Here is a 15607-nt window from a genome sequence, read left to right as displayed (position 1 = left end):
TGATTAACTCCCCTCGGCTTTGATCGAGTTCAGGATTTTGCGCAACTGGGCTATCGAGAGCGGCTTGATCAGCAATATGCTGATGCCGGAGGTGAGGCCGCGCCGCTGTTCCTCTGGAAACGCGTTGGCGGTCAGCCCGAGAATCGGGCGCGCGTAGCCGCGTTCGCGCAGCGCAAACGCCAGCTCATACCCGTTCAGCACCGGCATGTGCAGATCGGTCAGAATGGCATCGAATTCCTGGATGTCAGGCCGGTTCAGGGCGGTCTGCCCATTCGTCGCAATCGCCACTTTGCAGCCCAGGTGCTGCAATTGTTCGCGCAGTATCAGCTGGCTGATCGGGTTGTCTTCCACCACCAGCAAATTCATGTTGATCAGGTCGCGATCGGCTTGTCCGATGGGGGCCGCTAGGCCTTGGCCTTCCCGCAACTGCTGTATGGCGCGGCCCAGACCCAGGATGCCGTGGGCGCTGATCAGCAGGGTGTTGCGGTCTGCGGTGATGCCGTGCCGGGCGCCGGGCGGATGCATGACGATGCGCTGGTGCTGCCAATGCGCAAGAGGCATCGCCCAGGGCCAGGCCTCGATCAGCAGTGCCTGCGTATCCATGGAGGAGCGATGCTCGCGGTATGGCATTGCCATTGCACCCCACAGGCGCAGCCAGCCGCACAGGTTTTTCACGACCTCGGGTACGGCCCCGCGGACGTAGATCTTTTTGGGCGACAGCATGGGCAGATTGCCGGGTATCGATTCCGCCGCAATGGGCAGCGTCACCTTGAATGAGATTCGCGTGCCGATGCCCAGTTCGCTGGTGGCGGCCAGCTCGCCGCCCATCATTTGCGACAGGCGCGAGCAGATGGACAAGCCCAGGCCTGTGCCCTGTATGAGCTGGTCAATGTCGGAGTCGGTACGAAAATAGGGGTCGAACAGCTGTGGCAAATGCTCGGCGGCAATGCCGATGCCAGTGTCGGCAACCTCGAATTCCAGCTGCACATGGGATTTTTCGACCGGTGTCGAGCGCAGGCGCAGCACGATGTGCCCGCTCACCGTGAACTTGATGGCGTTGCTGACCAGGTTGTCCAGGATCTGGCGCAGCCGCGTGACGTCACCCAGCACCAGCAGTGGCGTGTTGACGGAGGCCGTGCAATAGAGCCTCAGGTTTTTGCGTTCTGCGCGCACGCAGAAGGTGGAAACCACGTTGTCCAGTACCTCGAGCAGAGCCAGGGGGCGCCGCTCCAGCGTCATATAGCCCGCTTCGATGCGCGACAGATCCAGGGTGTCGTTCAAGGTCGATAGCAGGACGGTGGACGAGTGACGCAAAGTGTCCAGATATTGCTGTTGCTGCTCGGTCGCGCCGGTCAGTGACAGCAGCTCCAGCGTGCCGAGAATCCCGTACAGCGGTGTGCGGATCTCATGGCTCATGGTCGTCAGGAACAGCGTCTTGGCCTGGTTCGCCGCTTCAGCCGCCTGCATGGCATTGAGCAGCGACAACTCCGTCTGCTTGAGTTTGGTAACGTCGTTGATAGTGCACAGAACAGCGGGTCCGCCGCAATATGTCATCGGGGTGAAGGTGCGCTGGACCACGCGGCCATCTTCAAGTTCGAGATCCCCGCCAATGCCGTTCAGATTGGTGGACGCGGCAATATGCCTCCAGTCCCGCTCGGTCTTCAGCCAGGCGTGCGCCAGATCGTTGGATAGCAATGGTTCGTTCTCGTTGTGCCGCAGCAGCGCCAGACCGACCGGCGCGGTTTTCAGCAGCTTTCGGTTCAGGGTCACGCTGTCCACCAAGGCCAGGAAGTTGGATCTCGCGGGAGTCAGCAGTTTGCGGTGGATGTAGCGGGAGACCAGAAGCAGGATGACCGCGAGTGCCATGCAAAGAGCCAGCGCGCCGTAGAGCTTTGCGGCGTTGTTCTTGAGCAGTTGCTTGACGGGCATGTAGTACTGCAGGCGCCAGCCGGCATGTCCTACGGACTTGCTCAGCGCCAGATATCTGGGGATGCTGCCCTGCCAGACAATGCCGAAGTTGTCGGTCAGGGAGTCGCCGTCAATGTTGGGAGCGTTGGCGCCCCGCAGCGTCGCGTGACCATGGGGGTCGTAGAGGACATAGCTGCCTCCAGCCATGCTGGTCAGGTCCAGGGCCGAGCCGATATCGTCGAACGTGATGCCCAGCCAACCGCTGGTGGCCTCGGTGCTGTCGATGGGCGTGTAAAGAAACAGCCTTTCTGCGTCGTCGTTGGGCGGATTCAACCATACCAGCGGGGGGCTGCCTGAGATGTCCACCTTCGGGTTTTCGCTCGATAGCGCGTTGGCGATCCACTTCTGGGTTTGCGCAGAGATATCAGGCGCTTTCGAGGCGCTGTCGCCCAATACCGGCAGTGTGGTGCCACTGCGCATGGACGTGTAGACAAGCGTTGTCTTGATACGGCTGTTGTCATGCACGTCCCGCGGGGTCAGGACCAATGTCCACTCGTGGCGATTCTCGCCCTCCGGCAACGGGTAAGTCTCGAGCTGCCTGATGTGGCTCGATAGGCCGAGCATTTGGGAAGTCGCAAATGGCTTGAGGTTGCGGACCGCAGACGTTGCCGTGGCGCGCAGCAATTGCTCGCGCTGATCAAAGAAAAGCTGGGCGTTGTAGGCCGCAGCGTTCATCTGGCGCCGGTATCTCGACACACTGTCGTTGATCGACCAGAAGCAATAAAGCAATGCCATGGTGACGGCACATAGCAGCACAGACACTGCAAGCGCATACAGCAATGCCGCAGGCAGGCGCGTGGCGATCGTGGCATTTTTTGTAATGGGCCTGAGGGGCAGTCGGTGCATAGGCAAATGCTATTGAGCGAGCGCCTGCTTGCGGTTCAGATAAATCTGAATCTGACGAGTACCAAATCGACAGGGAGTCTCTCAGCCCATGGCTTGTTCACACAACCGCGGCATGTCAGCTGTGCTGGGCTAATTTGGTCAACGCGGTGAGCAGGTGGTCAAGCTTCTCGAAAAGGAGAAGCTGCGGCGTTCGGTAGCCTCTGCATAGATCTCCCGCATATGCGTGCCGGGTGCGGCAGCATCCCGGCCCATGCCGCAATCTGATCTGGGTCTGAACCTTTCCACCCAAAAGACACGCAAACGCGAATTCCTCAAGCAGGTGCAGCAAGTCGTGCCGTGGAAAGATTGGGGCGCATTGATTGCGCCATGGTGCTGAAGGGTCCAGGTCGCCTGCTGCTGCGCATTCGCTACATGCAGGCTCACGCCCAGCGACCCAGCCATGAAAGACGCGCCGCACAGCGCGCCACGCCACTGTCTCGGGACTTCGCCTGCCTGCCATGCGACAGTGCCACAAACGATGAGAGCCACAATCTGCGTTTGCGACATTGACGGGAAGCGCACCAACTGGCCGAGCAAATTCCGAAGACGGCCACCGACCTGCTGGTGAGTAAAAAGCGGCTGCTTGTGAGCACCATTGTGGATGCGCGACGTTGATCGGCGCGTCCAGCTCCGACAAGCACAGCGCCAAGTCGCATGATCCAGAAATGCACCAGATGCCGAGAAAGGCAATCAGCGGTACTTCGGCATGAAGGCGTACGTCGGTGGGAGGCCGGGTCGCGCCTGGTACACACCGTGCATGCACCTGCTGCCAATGATTCAGCTCAAGGTAGAGCGCCCATTCGGAGTGATCACGGGCCAGTCTGCTGCCGCCAAAATTTGCTGCCGAGGCTTGAGGAAAGATACCCTGTACTTCACACCTTGTTAGCCTTTGGGAATTGCTGGATGGCTCGTGCCTGTTGGTTGGCGAGCAGCCTATCCAAGTCACTGATGGCTACCTCAAAAGGCAGGATGCCCGCGAAACGCGGGCATCCTTGGTGTTGGGCAGCGGGTGACAGGCGTCCCATCCAGCCTTCACCACGCTTGGACTCGACGCATGCCGCCCATTCCTGGTCGATCTGAGTGCCTTGGCCTGGTACGCGTTCCCATGGATGGCTGAGTGTCAGCGGTAACCCCGATCATTCGCAGCCTGCATGTTCACCACTCGCACCGAGTTCAGAGGCATCCTCCATCTTCTGCCACTGCCGCGCGGCAGTGTGCGGCTGCAAGAGGCATAGCCTTGCGGGATGCTTCTGACTTTGGCACACGGCCGACATGTGCCGCACCAAGGCTTGCCCGGCGAAATACTGAGCCATCTGCAGCGAGAGCTTCCAGGCAATGGGTGCATGCGGGCTCGGGGTCTGCACTCCGGCATTCTCAATGTCAGCCTGTCCATGAACGGCGAAGTTGGCGTGTCTGGCATGTCCATGAAAAAACTGCGAATGGCAGATTGATCACGACGCCGTGGCCTAGTTCGCCAACTGGTGCTCAAGATCGCCTATAGGAGGTCTATACCGTCTCCAACTGCTTCATCAGGTGTAGGCGCATCACTTCTGCCATTTGCGCAGCGAGTTCGCCATCCACGTGCCAGGAGCCGTAGTTGGTGATGACGTCAAAGCCACCCTGCATGGCTGGTACATGGCGACTCAGGCCATGGCCAATCAGCTGTGCTTCAAGGCTGGCGACCTGAGCCTTCGGCACCGAAGCGGGGCAGGCATCAGAATCAACTGCAGAAGCCTTGTCTGCGGCAAAGGGTTTGACATTGATTTTCTTCATGTCAGTACTTCAGTATGGGTGCGCTGTGCCAGCACACAAAATGGCAGTGGCAGCTACTTGCACGAGTCGACACTTGAACCAATGCGCCGGAGAGCAGATCCCATGGCCAGCCGGCAAGAAGGCGGGATGCGTGTGGCTGGTTGGTGCGCATTCTTTGGTAACGAGGGTCTTTGATGTCGGCCTCCATGACGATAGGTTTATGCCGCGGCGGTTCTTGATTGATGCGCAGTTGCTCGCGCACCAATGTGGTGGCCATGAGCGAATGCGTGTCATACAGGGCGGCAGTCTAGATAGCTGGATCGGGCGCCAGCTTCAGATAGTTCCTATTCCAAGACTCCGGGCGCTCAATGTTGTCAAGCAATGTCAATTTGGGCATGGGTCAGCGTTGACTTGTAGGCATCGGCTCGCGGCTGCCGATTGAGCGTTGCGCGCTGCGTGAGGCGGCAAGTCCATACCTGCCCGGCACATTAGAGCGCGCCAGGCGCTTGTCGCGACGGATTCCCAAAGCACACAGCCTGTAGAGACAGCCTTGCCGTGGAGCATGCGCTGCAGAACGCTCCAGCTTTGATTCGGCAATTGCTCCTGTTCTGACCTGTTCTGACAGGCACCAGATCGGGCGGGTGCAGCCGCCGCCATGGATTGGTAAAGCCGCATGGGTGCCGCATTGCCGACGCATTGGCGCGATCTATCCTGGTCCCGCATCTATTGGCGCAGCAGTTCAAGATCGGAGCACTCAATACCCTGGGGCACAGACATCAGCTTCATCGCCACGCCCACGCATGAAGGCTGGCTGTATCTGCATGCGGCCCTTGACTTGTTCTCACATCAAGTGCCGGGCTGTGCAATGGGCAATCGCTTGGAGTCGCAATGTGAAGAGAATGCCGTGCACATACCTGTCTGCTTCAGAAGGCCGCGCAGGGCGATCATCGTGCATTGTGGTCAAGGCTGCCAATGTACAAGCCTACAAGCCACCAGTGGCCGCATTGCCTGGTGACAACGGGAGGCCCCGTATGAGAGGGCCTGCAACTGCCGCGATAGCGCTTTTGCCGAGAGTGTGAGTACGGTGTGCAGGCAAACCGATGACACCCCGCAAGAGACGCGCAACGGCGCTCGTTGATAAGGCGGTACTTGCCCGGGGCCGTGGGCAATCCGTCCTCAAACGGATTTATGCAACGACGGCGAGCGCCGCCACGAGCCTCAGCGCAGACTCGGCATTCCGCAGGTAATTGCGCACATCCCACCAGGAACTTGCTGCGCTGGACGGCCGCGGCAGCTAATCGAAATTCATCTCGTTCATCTTTTGCGTGCACTCGCTGCGCATTTTCCCGTGCTGTGCTCGACAACGCCGCTCAAGGCCGCAGTGATAACGACAGTTGCGATGTTCCCGCACGTCCAGGATCCAAAAATCGAGTGGAGAAGGGCGACTCTCCAAGTGTCTGCCACCGATAAATTCGGTGAAATCAATGTGATTAACATTCATTGACTATTGCGATGCTTCTGTGATAGCCGATTAGGAATGTTCCTAAGCCTGGCAGGGGGCGGCGAAAGCATCATTCGTCCTGTTGCTTATCTCGCAACTGCAAGCCAAGCATTTTTTCTTAAAGCTGCTTATTGCATTTCGATATTCTTAACTTAGGACAAACATGAAAATCTCTACGCTCGCAATCGCTTCCATTCTGGCTTTCGGCGTGACAGCTGCCAACGCTGCCGACCAAGGTTCCGGCAAGGTCACTTTCAACGGCTCCATTATCGATGCACCTTGCTCGATCGCCGCTGATTCGCTGGACCAAGCCGTTAGCCTGGGTGCCATCGCTACAGCCGCTCTGGAAAATGGTGGCACCTCTGCTGAAGTCCCTTTCCACATCAACCTGCAGGGTTGCGTGATCACCGCCGGCACCAAGGACAAGCTGTCGGTGACCTTCACAGGCATGCAGTCGCCCTATGACCAGTACTCCCTGGGCCTGCTGGGTGGCGCTGCCGGTGCTTCCATCGAACTGCTGACCACCAACCTGCAGCAAGTGAAGCTGGGTGAAGCCACTGCTCCCATCACGCTGAGCCCCCTGGTCAGCAACCCCCAGCTGACATTCAATGCACGCCTGAAGGGCAGCACCACCCCCGGCGAACTGGTTCCTGGCGCATTCAGCGTGCCTGCCAACTTTGTGCTCGCTTACCAATAAGTTGCCAGCTGGTTACTTAGGCTAAGTCTCGGGAATTATCAATTCCCGGGACTGGTTTAGACGAAGGCCTGTGGAGCACCAATTCACAGGCCTATTATTTTTTTGAGCCGCTTGTTCCGAACTGTTGCCGATAGGTATCCACCTTGTAATGCCAGCAAGTTTAGAACCATCAGCGATACGCCATAAGACATAAAGCTCTCGCGCGTATTCAACCTCGATCAGCGAAATACTCCATGTCGTTCCGTTATTTTGGCCCTTCTCGCGCATTGTTGATGTCCACGTTTCTGGGCGCCACAGTGTTATGTGCTTCCCCTGGTTTCGCTTATGCGGATACGGTGGAGTTCAACGCCGATCTTCTGGATGTCAAGGACCGGGATAATATTGACTTGAGCGCATTTTCCACCAAGGGATATGTGCTGCCGGGTGTTTACGACTTGCTGGTGAATATTAATGGTCAGGCGCTGAAGACGGTTCCGGTGAGATTTATCTCCCCTGAAGGTGACAAGAAGGAAAGCCGCGTCTGTATCGATCAAAGCCTGGTCGAGAAGCTCGGCTTGACCGAAGACGCCATGGTGAAGGTCAAATGGTGGAATGACGGCGAGTGCCTTATCGTTGATAGCGTCAACGGCATGGAGGTGCGTCCCGATGTCAGCAAGAACCTGCTGTACCTCAATATTCCCCAGGTCAACCTCGAATACAACGCTCCATACTGGGATCCTCCAAGCCGATGGGAAGATGGCATCTCCGGCGCAGTCTTCGATTACTACCTGGCTGCTCAGCACATGGATCAAACATCGGGCGGCAGCTCGACCCGATTTACCGGCAACGGCGTCGTCGGGGCGAATCTGGGGGCTTGGCGTCTGCGCGCGGGCTGGCAGGCGAACTCACAATCAAACTCGAATTCGGGCGCAGCTTCGAACCCGTCGCAGTCGAAGTTCTCCTGGACGGATGTCACGCTGTATCGCCCGCTGCCCCAATACAAGGCGCGCCTGGCTATTGGTGAAAGCTATCTAGAGTCGAATCTGTTTGACACCTTCCGCTATACCGGTGTGGGCCTGAAGTCGGACGACGCGATGCTGCCCCCGAATTTGCGGGGATATGCGCCTGAAGTGTCTGGCGTGGCGCAGACCAACGCCAAGGTGACGATCAGCCAGCAAGGTCGTGTGATCAAGGAAATACTGGTTCCCGCCGGCCCGTTCCGCATCCAGGATCTGGATCGCTCCACTTCCGGGCAACTTGACGTGCGTGTCGAGGAGTCTGATGGTCGCGTGCAGACCTTCCAGGTCAACACGGCCTCGATTCCGTACCTGACCCGTCCTGGTCAGTTGCGCTACAAGGCCATGGCGGGCAAGCCCTCGGAGATGAACCATCGCATGAACGGTCCTGTCTTCGCCGGTGGCGAAGTCTCCTGGGGTGCCAGCAACAATGTATCCCTCTACGGAGGCTCGATTCTTAGCGGGAAGTATCAGGCATTCTCGGCCGGCATTGGCCGCGACCTGGCGCAATTTGGTGCGCTGTCATTCGACGTCACGCATTCCAGGGCGCAACTGAGGGATATGGAGAGCTGGAGAGGCGGGAATTCATACCGCCTGAGTTATTCCAAGGTGTTTGACGCGACGAGAAGTCAGGTCACGTTCGCCGGCTATCGCTTTTCCGATCAGAACTTCTTGTCGATGTCTGACTATCTGCGGTTGTCGCAAGACTACTCCGCGATGCGCCCCAAGCAGATGTACACGGTTGCGCTCAACCAGCAGTTCGACAAGGTGAGTGCCTACCTGAGCATTAACCGACTGACCTATTGGAACAATGCAGAGAGCCTGCGTTACAACCTCTCAGCATCGACCTACTTTAATTTCGGGAATTTCAGAAATGTATCGGTATCGATGAATGCGTACTCTAGCGAGTTCAACGGGAAAAAAGACAACGGGGTTTTTCTGTCGATGTCCATACCATGGGGCAACTCGGGGACGCTGGGCTACAGCGGCGCCTATGGATCGTCGAAATCTCAGTCGGTGAGCTACTCGGATCGGACCTCGCCGAATGACTACTACACGCTGCGTGGGGGTGAGACCGGTGGCCGTGCCGAGGGCAGTGCCTACTACTCGCGAGACACTTCTCTGGCCAAGGTGGATGCCATGGCCAGCTACAGGGCGCAGGACTACTCGTCCCTGAACGTTTCGGTGCGAGGCGGGCTGACGGTCACGCCCGAAGGCGGCGCGCTGCATCCCGTTGGCGCCAGCGGTGGCACTCGGGTTCTGGTGGATACGAATGGCGTCGCAGGTGTGCCCGTGGGTCGATTCGGATCGAAGATCAAGAGCAATATGTTTGGCAAGGCGGTGGTCTCCAACGTGGGTAGTTACAACCGCAACTCCATCGATATCGATGTGAACGGCATGCCGGACAACGTGCAGGCGAATAACTCGATTTCCACGGGAACCTTTACCGAGGGCGCGATCGGCTATAGAAAATTCGACATGCTCGTCGGCGAAAAGGCAATGCTGTCCCTTCAGACAAAGGACGGCAGCTTCCCTCCCTTTGGTGCACGGGTTTTCAACGAGAAGCAGCAGGAGCTGGGTCTTGTCGGTGAGCAGGGCGTCACTTATGTCAATGGCATCGTTGCCGGAGAACAGCTGCAGGTGAAGTGGGGTGATACCGGTCAGTGCCAGGTTCAATTGTCGGATACGCTGCCTGGCGACCTGTCCGATAGCTTGACGGTGCAGTGCCAAGAATAAGGCCTCCTCAAGCATATCTTGTATACATAGAAAAGGATAATTCATGAACTCGAAGATTCTCTCTGCCGTGCGTGTCGCTCTCGGAATGATGATTGCGATTTCGTTTGCACCTGCCAACGCTGCCATCAGCCTGGATCGCACCCGACTGGTGTACCCTGCTAACGAGAAATCGGTCAGTCTTGTCGTGATGAACAAGAACGACAAGCTGCCCTATCTTGCACAGGGCTGGCTGGAAGATGAGAGCGGGACCAAGCTGGAAGGGGCCAAGGCAGCTTTCGCGGTATTGCCCCCTCTGCAACGTGTGGAGCCCTCCGAGCAGACTCAGGTGAAGGTCCAGGCATTGCCTGCGGCCCAGGAGTTGCCGAAGGATCGCGAGTCCGTGTTTTACTTCAATCTTCGCGAGATTCCCCCGAAGTCCGACAAGGAAAATGCACTCCAGATCGCTTTGCAGACCCGCATCAAGATGTTCTATCGCCCCGCGGATCTGGCAGCTGCCGCCGCTAAATTGCAGGCTACTCCATTCCAGGAGCAGATCACGCTGAAAAAGCAGGCCAAGGGATACACCATCCATAACCCGACGCCTTACTACGTGACCATTATTGGCGCCAGCAATAAAAAAGGTGGCGATTCCGTTGAGGGTTTTGAATCGTTGATGGTGTCTCCCAAAAGCTCCGCAGACTTGAAGGCCAATATGCAGGCCTTGGGTGCCAACCCGGTACTGAGCTATGTGAACGATTTTGGCGGGCAGGTTGCGCTGGTTTTTGATTGTGATGGTGAGGATTGCAAGGTCAATACCGAAAAATCCAAGGATTGATTCGAGCAATGTGCGGGGCACTTTCGTATTGATCTGACCAACCAACATCCGGAGTGGCGATGGCGGTCTATGTTGAAAATCATGGCTATCGCCCCTCGTTGCCACATTGAACAGCAATTCCCTTTCTAGGCGTATATATATGACTCAGTTCCGAAAATCGACGAAACCCAAGCGGTGGTCCTGGTTAGGGATTTCCTGCCTCAATGCGTTGGTGGTGTCGCTACTTGTCTTTTCTGGTATCGAAAATGCTTCGGCCGGACCCAGTTTTCAAACCGTTACGGTGAGATTTAAAGTCAATGCAACGCCGTATTGCGACGTGACCGACCTGACGGGGTCGGACGAAATCAAGGTGGACTTTGGTACCTCTTTGCCTATGTCGCAAATTGACGGGTCGCAGCATGAAAAGCCGATCCCCTATCAGATATATTGCGAAAACCCCACTGGCTATACCCAATTGAAAATCCGGTTCATTGGTGCCAATGCCGGTTTCGGAGATAGATTGCTGGCGACTGACCAGGATAACCTGGCCATTGAGATCCGTCAGGGTGGCGTGGCGCTGCCGGTAGGCACGGGGATTGTGTTCGATCCTCAGTATGCTGGGGGCGCAGGGCAGTATGTGACTACCGGGCCGTCTTTTACGGCAGTTCCGGTCAGAAGAGCGGGATCTAACCTGACAGCAGGCCAGTTCAACGCCAATGCGACACTGGTTTTGGAATATGTCTAAGGGGCCAAAGATGAATTCAAGAAAGATATTTGCAAGTCTTTGTGCAGCCATCGTGATGTCTCCTTTGGCAAGTTTGCATGCCGCGCCTGCTGCCTATGTCAAATTCTCAGGAAGCCTGTCGGCCGCGACACCTTGCGAGCTCAATAACGGAAGTCCGCTGGTCGTCGATTTCCAGGATCTGATCATTCGCAATATCAACGGAACCAGCTATGGCAGAAAGAACGTTCAATTAGATATCCTTTGCGATAACAATACCAATGTGAAATTTGAGGTCACCGGACTGCCAAGCTCATTCTCCAATGGCGCGCTGAAGACCGATGTTCCTGCGCTGGGCATTGCCCTGGAGTTCGCGGGAGCGCCGTTGCCGTTGAACTCGGGCGTGGTGGCGACCAGCAGTGCGGCCACTGGGAGATTGGAGTTTTTTGCGACCCCGGTGCTTGATCCCGCTGTCGCTTTGTCGGCCGTTCCGGCCCAGGCATTCAGTGCCTCGGCTCAGATTCTGGCCACCTATGAGTAGTGAGATTCAAATGCAAAGATTGAAATACATCCATTCACTGGCGGCGTTTGCACTCGGGTTGCTGATGGCCGGCATGGCGCTGCCAGCGTCGGCTCTGGACGGCATAGGTGCGACCTTTAAAGGCAACTTGATCAATGCGCCCTGTACGCTTCGCCCCGCTGACGAGGATCTGAAAGTCGATTTGGGGCAGATATTCCAGAACGATTTTTATCAGACCGGTCGCAGTGATCCCAAGCCTTTTACGATTCATCTCGACGATTGCGATGGTGCGCTGGCTTCATCCGTGAAAGTGAAATTCAGCGGCAGCGAAAATACATCCCTGCCGGGCCTGCTTGCATTGGATACCGGAGGGGGCACACGCGGAGTGGCCATCGCCATTGAAAATGCAGCCGGGGTGCTGCCCATCAATACGCAAACCTCGGCATTGCCGCTGAATGCTGGCAGCAACGATCTCCATTTCACTGCCTATGTCCAGGGGGAGAGCCTGGCGGTGTTGAACAAGACGATTGTTCCAGGCCCCTTTGTGGCGACGGCAACATTTACTTTCCAGTATCCATAGATTCGAATAATTATGTGAGGTCTTGCGCCTCTATGCAGGAATTAATATGAAGAATTCATCTATTTGGAGTTGGGTCATCAGCAGATTGGTGGTGGTGGGCTTGCTCTTTTGCGCTGCTGCGGCGCAAGCCGCGACGGCCAAGGTGCCAGCGGTGACCAGTGTGGTGAATCGTGGAAATAGTGGTGGATCCTGGGCTTTTGATATTACCTGGTCGATTATTGAAGTACCTGATATTCAGCTCAGTCCAGGTATATGCCACTTGAGTATAGGGACGAAAGACAAACGCAAAGGTGGTACTCTTTACAACTTCGCCGGCGACCTTCCTGATCAGTATGTTTGCAATTCAAATGGCAATTCGTGCTTTATCAATGGTTCTTATAATCTGGCCTGTGTGGGAAACATGTTTGTCAACCAGTTTGGCAACTCCGGTACGGCAAGAACTACCATTACTACAGCGTCCCCGCTTGGCCAGTCGATAGAGAATATAGAAATGTGTGCGGTGGCGCAGAATTCAGAGTCAGGCCCTGGTGTCGCCTTCGGACCTATTCCTGGGACCTGTTACTCCGGCTTTCCCACTGCGGTCAATGCAACCTGCAGCATAGACACGCCGGAACTCCTGCTCGATCATGGAAGTCTGAACCCTCTTGAGGTGAACGGCAATGTGAAAGAGATGGACGTGGATATTTCATGTTCGCCAGATGTAACGGTCTCGGTGTTTACCGCAGGTGGAAATGTCCTCCTCTTTGGCAATGGATCGATTTCCTCCACCATTACCATTGACGGGCAGAACCCGAGGCGGGCTTTAATTAGCGGATCTCGTACCTTCAAGCTGAAGTCGGTGCTGGGTGCGTCGGGTACCCCGATGCCTTCGAATTACGGCAATTCGACGACCTTGCTGATTAATATCGAGTAATTGCGCGGGCCCGGCGGGCATGAGAGATTGGGACAGCCTGTTGCAGCTGCGCATAGTCTGTCTGACATGCTCTCAATGGTCCGGGCGTCCACACCACTGCTTTCCACGCATGGAGCGTGGCAGAAAACTGCATTTCCTATTGGCACAAGATTCCCCAATGCGGTCTGCAAACCGTGTTTTTGCGGTCGTTTACTTTCGAATATCAATAGATTCGAAGCATTCAGTGAGGCCTTGCGCCTCTATACAGGAATTAATATGAAAAAGTCATCTATTTGGACTTGGGTCATCAGTAGATTGCTTGTGGTGGGCTTGCTCTTTGGCGCGGCTGCGGCGCAAGCCGCAACTGCATATATGCCAGCCGTAACCAGCGTACTATACCTCGGGGTGGCCCCCGACAATACGCATAGATTCAAAATAAATTGGGGAATGATGCCAGTGGCGGATGACCTGTCGAGCACAGGCACATTCAACCTCGGAATCGGCTTTCGCGATACTGATGATCCTCAGATGAAGGTCAACATGAGCGACAGCTATGTCGGAGTAGCGCTTCCCGTCGCAAGTATTACAAGCCAGAATGACTATCGCCAATGCTTGGAGGGCAACCAATGGCGGCTTTCCTGTCTTGGGAATGTATGGATACAGAAAAAAGGCACTTCTGGAACGGCGGACTTTTATATTAATACTCAGTCTAACCTTGGCAAAAATATAAGGCGTCTGCAAATGTGCACAGCAATTCAGCAGACTCAGACAGGACCTGCGACAGCTCTCGGGATTGTTCCTGGGACCTGCTACACGGGTTTTCCGACGACCGTGAATGCAACCTGCAGCATAGACACGCCGGAACTCCTGCTCGATCATGGAAGTCTGAATCCTCTTGAGGTGAACGGCAATGTGAAAGAGATGGACGTGGATATTTCATGCTCGCCAGATGTAACGGTCTCGGTGTATACCGGCGGTGGAAATGTCATCTTCTTTGGCAATGGATCGATTTCTTCCCTGATTACCATCGACGGGCAGAACCCGAGGCGAGCCACAATCAACGGATCTCGTACCTTCAAGCTGAGGTCGACGCTGAGTGCGTCGGGCACCCCGATGCCTTCGAATTACGGCAATTCGACGACCTTGTTGATTAATATTGAGTAATTGCGCGGGCCCGGCGGGCATGTGAGATTGGGACAGCCTGTTGCAGCTGCGCACAGTCTGCCTGACATGCTCTCAATGTTCCGCCTTGGTGGGGGGCATCCACACCACTGCTTTCCACGCATGGAGCGTGGCAGCAAACTGCATTTCCTATTGGCACCAGACTCGCCGATGCGGAGCGCAAACCGTGGGTTTTTGCTCGAGACGAAGCGCAAGGCCGCAGGTCGTCCAGAGGTACGGCAAGGCGAAGCAAGCATGTATCAAAGGGGGTGTTGGCGGCTCTGAATGCCGCAGTCGGGGTTGACTGCGGCATTTTTATGGTCTGGACGGATTACTGGGGCTGGTAATCGATGGACCTGAGCAAGGCCTGCTGGCGCTGGAAGGCCTTTTGCAACTCGTCCATCAGTGCCTGCGAGCTGGCGTCGGTGCCCGGCTCCATGCCCATCTCCCTGAGCCTGCTCTCGACCTGCGGCTGCCTGAAATACTGCAGCGCAATCTCTCTGACCCTTGCCTGCACATCGGCAGGAATATCGGGGCGAGACCAGACGCCGAACCAGCTCACCTCTGACAGCTGCGGGTAGCCCAGCTCCTTGAAGGTGGGTACGTCGGGCAGCTGCACCATGCGCGTGGGGTAGTTCACGGCCAGCGGCTTGACCTTGCCGGCCTTGATCAGGGGCAGGGCGGTGGTGAGCCCGTCCATCATCAGCGGCACATGGCCGCCCATGAGGTCGCTGAGCGCCGGAGGAGAGCCCTTGTAGCCCAGGTGTTTCATCTTGATGTTGAGCAACTGTCCCAGCAGCATGCCCGAGGTATGGCCGCGCATGCCCGTGGCATAGGAGGCAAAGTCCAGCCCGTCGGCCTGTTTTTTGCCGTAGTCGGCCAGCTGCTGCAGATTGCTGGCCGGAAAGTCCTTGTTGGCAATCAGCACCAGGCCGTTGCGGCTGAGCTGGGCCAGGGGCTTCAGATCCTTGAAAGGCTGGTAGCTGACCTTGTAGGCCAGGGGCGTCTCGCTGACGATGCCGCCCTGGATCAGCAAGAACGTGTGGGCGTCCTTGCCGTTGGCGAGCAGGTCGTTGACGGCCAGCACCCCGGCGGCACCGGGCTTGGATTCGACAATCACCGGCTTGCCCAGCTGTTTTTGCATGCCGTCGGCCAGCAGGCGCGCCAGCGAGTCGGCATTGCCGCCGGCCGGGCCGCCCACCACCAGGCGTATGGGTTTGGCCGGCCAGGCCGTTGGCTGAGCATGGGCTGTCAGCGGCATGGCGGCTGCACTCAGGCTCAGGCTGGTTGCCAGGGCCACAGCCCTCCATTGCAGGGTTTGCTTCATCTTTGTCTCCTCTTTTTTTTGACTGCCCGGCAGCCGATTTTCCGCGTCCATGCAGGCTCTGTGCAGAGCGCCTTGCCT

Annotated in this window: 14 protein-coding genes; 10 read left to right on the top strand and 4 right to left on the bottom strand. The window is 56.7% G+C overall.

The annotated features are described in order from the left end of the window. Positions 1–3: 3 nt before the first annotated feature. Entirely contained in the window at positions 4–2814 is a 2811-nt protein-coding gene (locus tag O987_RS19560) for an ATP-binding protein (protein WP_043374210.1), read from the bottom strand. Between the two features lie 250 nt (positions 2815–3064). On the opposite strand from O987_RS19560, the gene O987_RS29880 reads away from it, so the two are divergent. Continuing rightward, positions 3065–3190, top strand: a complete 126-nt coding sequence (locus O987_RS29880) for a hypothetical protein (protein WP_419177847.1) — start codon at positions 3065–3067, stop codon at positions 3188–3190. A 1169-nt stretch (positions 3191–4359) separates the two neighbouring features. Here O987_RS29880 and O987_RS19545 read toward each other — a convergent pair. Together O987_RS19545 and O987_RS28895 are read right to left on the bottom strand one after the other, a co-directional pair. After that, entirely contained in the window at positions 4360–4626 is a 267-nt protein-coding gene (locus O987_RS19545; protein WP_043374204.1) for a hypothetical protein, read from the bottom strand. Between the two features lies 1 nt (position 4627). Then, positions 4628–4882 (bottom strand): hypothetical protein, encoded by a 255-nt coding sequence (locus tag O987_RS28895; RefSeq protein WP_144244950.1) that lies wholly within the window; start codon positions 4880–4882, stop codon positions 4628–4630. Between the two features lie 396 nt (positions 4883–5278). Here O987_RS28895 and O987_RS29875 point away from each other — a divergent pair, with 396 nt between their 5' ends. The 9 genes from O987_RS29875 (at position 5279) to O987_RS19505 (ending at position 14205) form a co-directional block, all read left to right on the top strand. Continuing rightward, on the top strand, positions 5279–5620 hold the full coding sequence (locus tag O987_RS29875) for a DDE-type integrase/transposase/recombinase (protein ID WP_367114414.1): 342 nt from the start codon (positions 5279–5281) through the stop codon (positions 5618–5620). 649 nt (positions 5621–6269) lie between these two features. Continuing rightward, positions 6270–6803 (top strand): fimbrial protein, encoded by a 534-nt coding sequence (locus O987_RS19540; RefSeq protein ID WP_003053102.1) that lies wholly within the window; start codon positions 6270–6272, stop codon positions 6801–6803. Positions 6804–7036: 233 nt separating this feature from the next. Beyond that, positions 7037–9535 carry a fimbria/pilus outer membrane usher protein gene (locus O987_RS19535; protein ID WP_043374202.1) on the top strand — a complete coding sequence of 833 codons (2499 nt, stop codon included), beginning with the start codon at positions 7037–7039 and terminating at the stop codon, positions 9533–9535. A gap of 43 nt (positions 9536–9578) precedes the next feature. Next, positions 9579–10349 (top strand): fimbria/pilus periplasmic chaperone, encoded by a 771-nt coding sequence (locus O987_RS19530; RefSeq protein WP_043374200.1) that lies wholly within the window; start codon positions 9579–9581, stop codon positions 10347–10349. Between the two features lie 139 nt (positions 10350–10488). After that, positions 10489–11073 (top strand): fimbrial protein, encoded by a 585-nt coding sequence (locus tag O987_RS19525; RefSeq protein ID WP_043374197.1) that lies wholly within the window; start codon positions 10489–10491, stop codon positions 11071–11073. A gap of 10 nt (positions 11074–11083) precedes the next feature. Continuing rightward, a complete protein-coding gene (locus tag O987_RS19520; RefSeq protein WP_043376689.1) occupies positions 11084–11590 on the top strand; it encodes a fimbrial protein in 507 nt (168 codons plus the stop codon). Positions 11591–11600: 10 nt separating this feature from the next. Then, entirely contained in the window at positions 11601–12149 is a 549-nt protein-coding gene (locus O987_RS19515; protein ID WP_235214183.1) for a fimbrial protein, read from the top strand. 46 nt (positions 12150–12195) lie between these two features. Further along, positions 12196–13062, top strand: coding sequence for a hypothetical protein (locus tag O987_RS19510; RefSeq protein WP_043374194.1), 867 nt, complete (start codon positions 12196–12198; stop codon positions 13060–13062). Positions 13063–13317: 255 nt separating this feature from the next. Beyond that, positions 13318–14205 carry a hypothetical protein gene (locus tag O987_RS19505; protein WP_043374191.1) on the top strand — a complete coding sequence of 296 codons (888 nt, stop codon included), beginning with the start codon at positions 13318–13320 and terminating at the stop codon, positions 14203–14205. A gap of 328 nt (positions 14206–14533) precedes the next feature. Here O987_RS19505 and O987_RS19500 read toward each other — a convergent pair whose 3' ends face one another. Continuing rightward, positions 14534–15529 (bottom strand): Bug family tripartite tricarboxylate transporter substrate binding protein, encoded by a 996-nt coding sequence (locus O987_RS19500; protein ID WP_043374187.1) that lies wholly within the window; start codon positions 15527–15529, stop codon positions 14534–14536. Positions 15530–15607: the final 78 nt, after the last annotated feature.

This window comes from Comamonas testosteroni TK102, assembly GCF_000739375.1.
In the GTDB taxonomy this organism is placed as follows: Bacteria; Pseudomonadota; Gammaproteobacteria; order Burkholderiales; family Burkholderiaceae_C; genus Comamonas; species Comamonas brasiliensis.
This window is presented reverse-complemented; position numbering and strand designations above follow the sequence as displayed.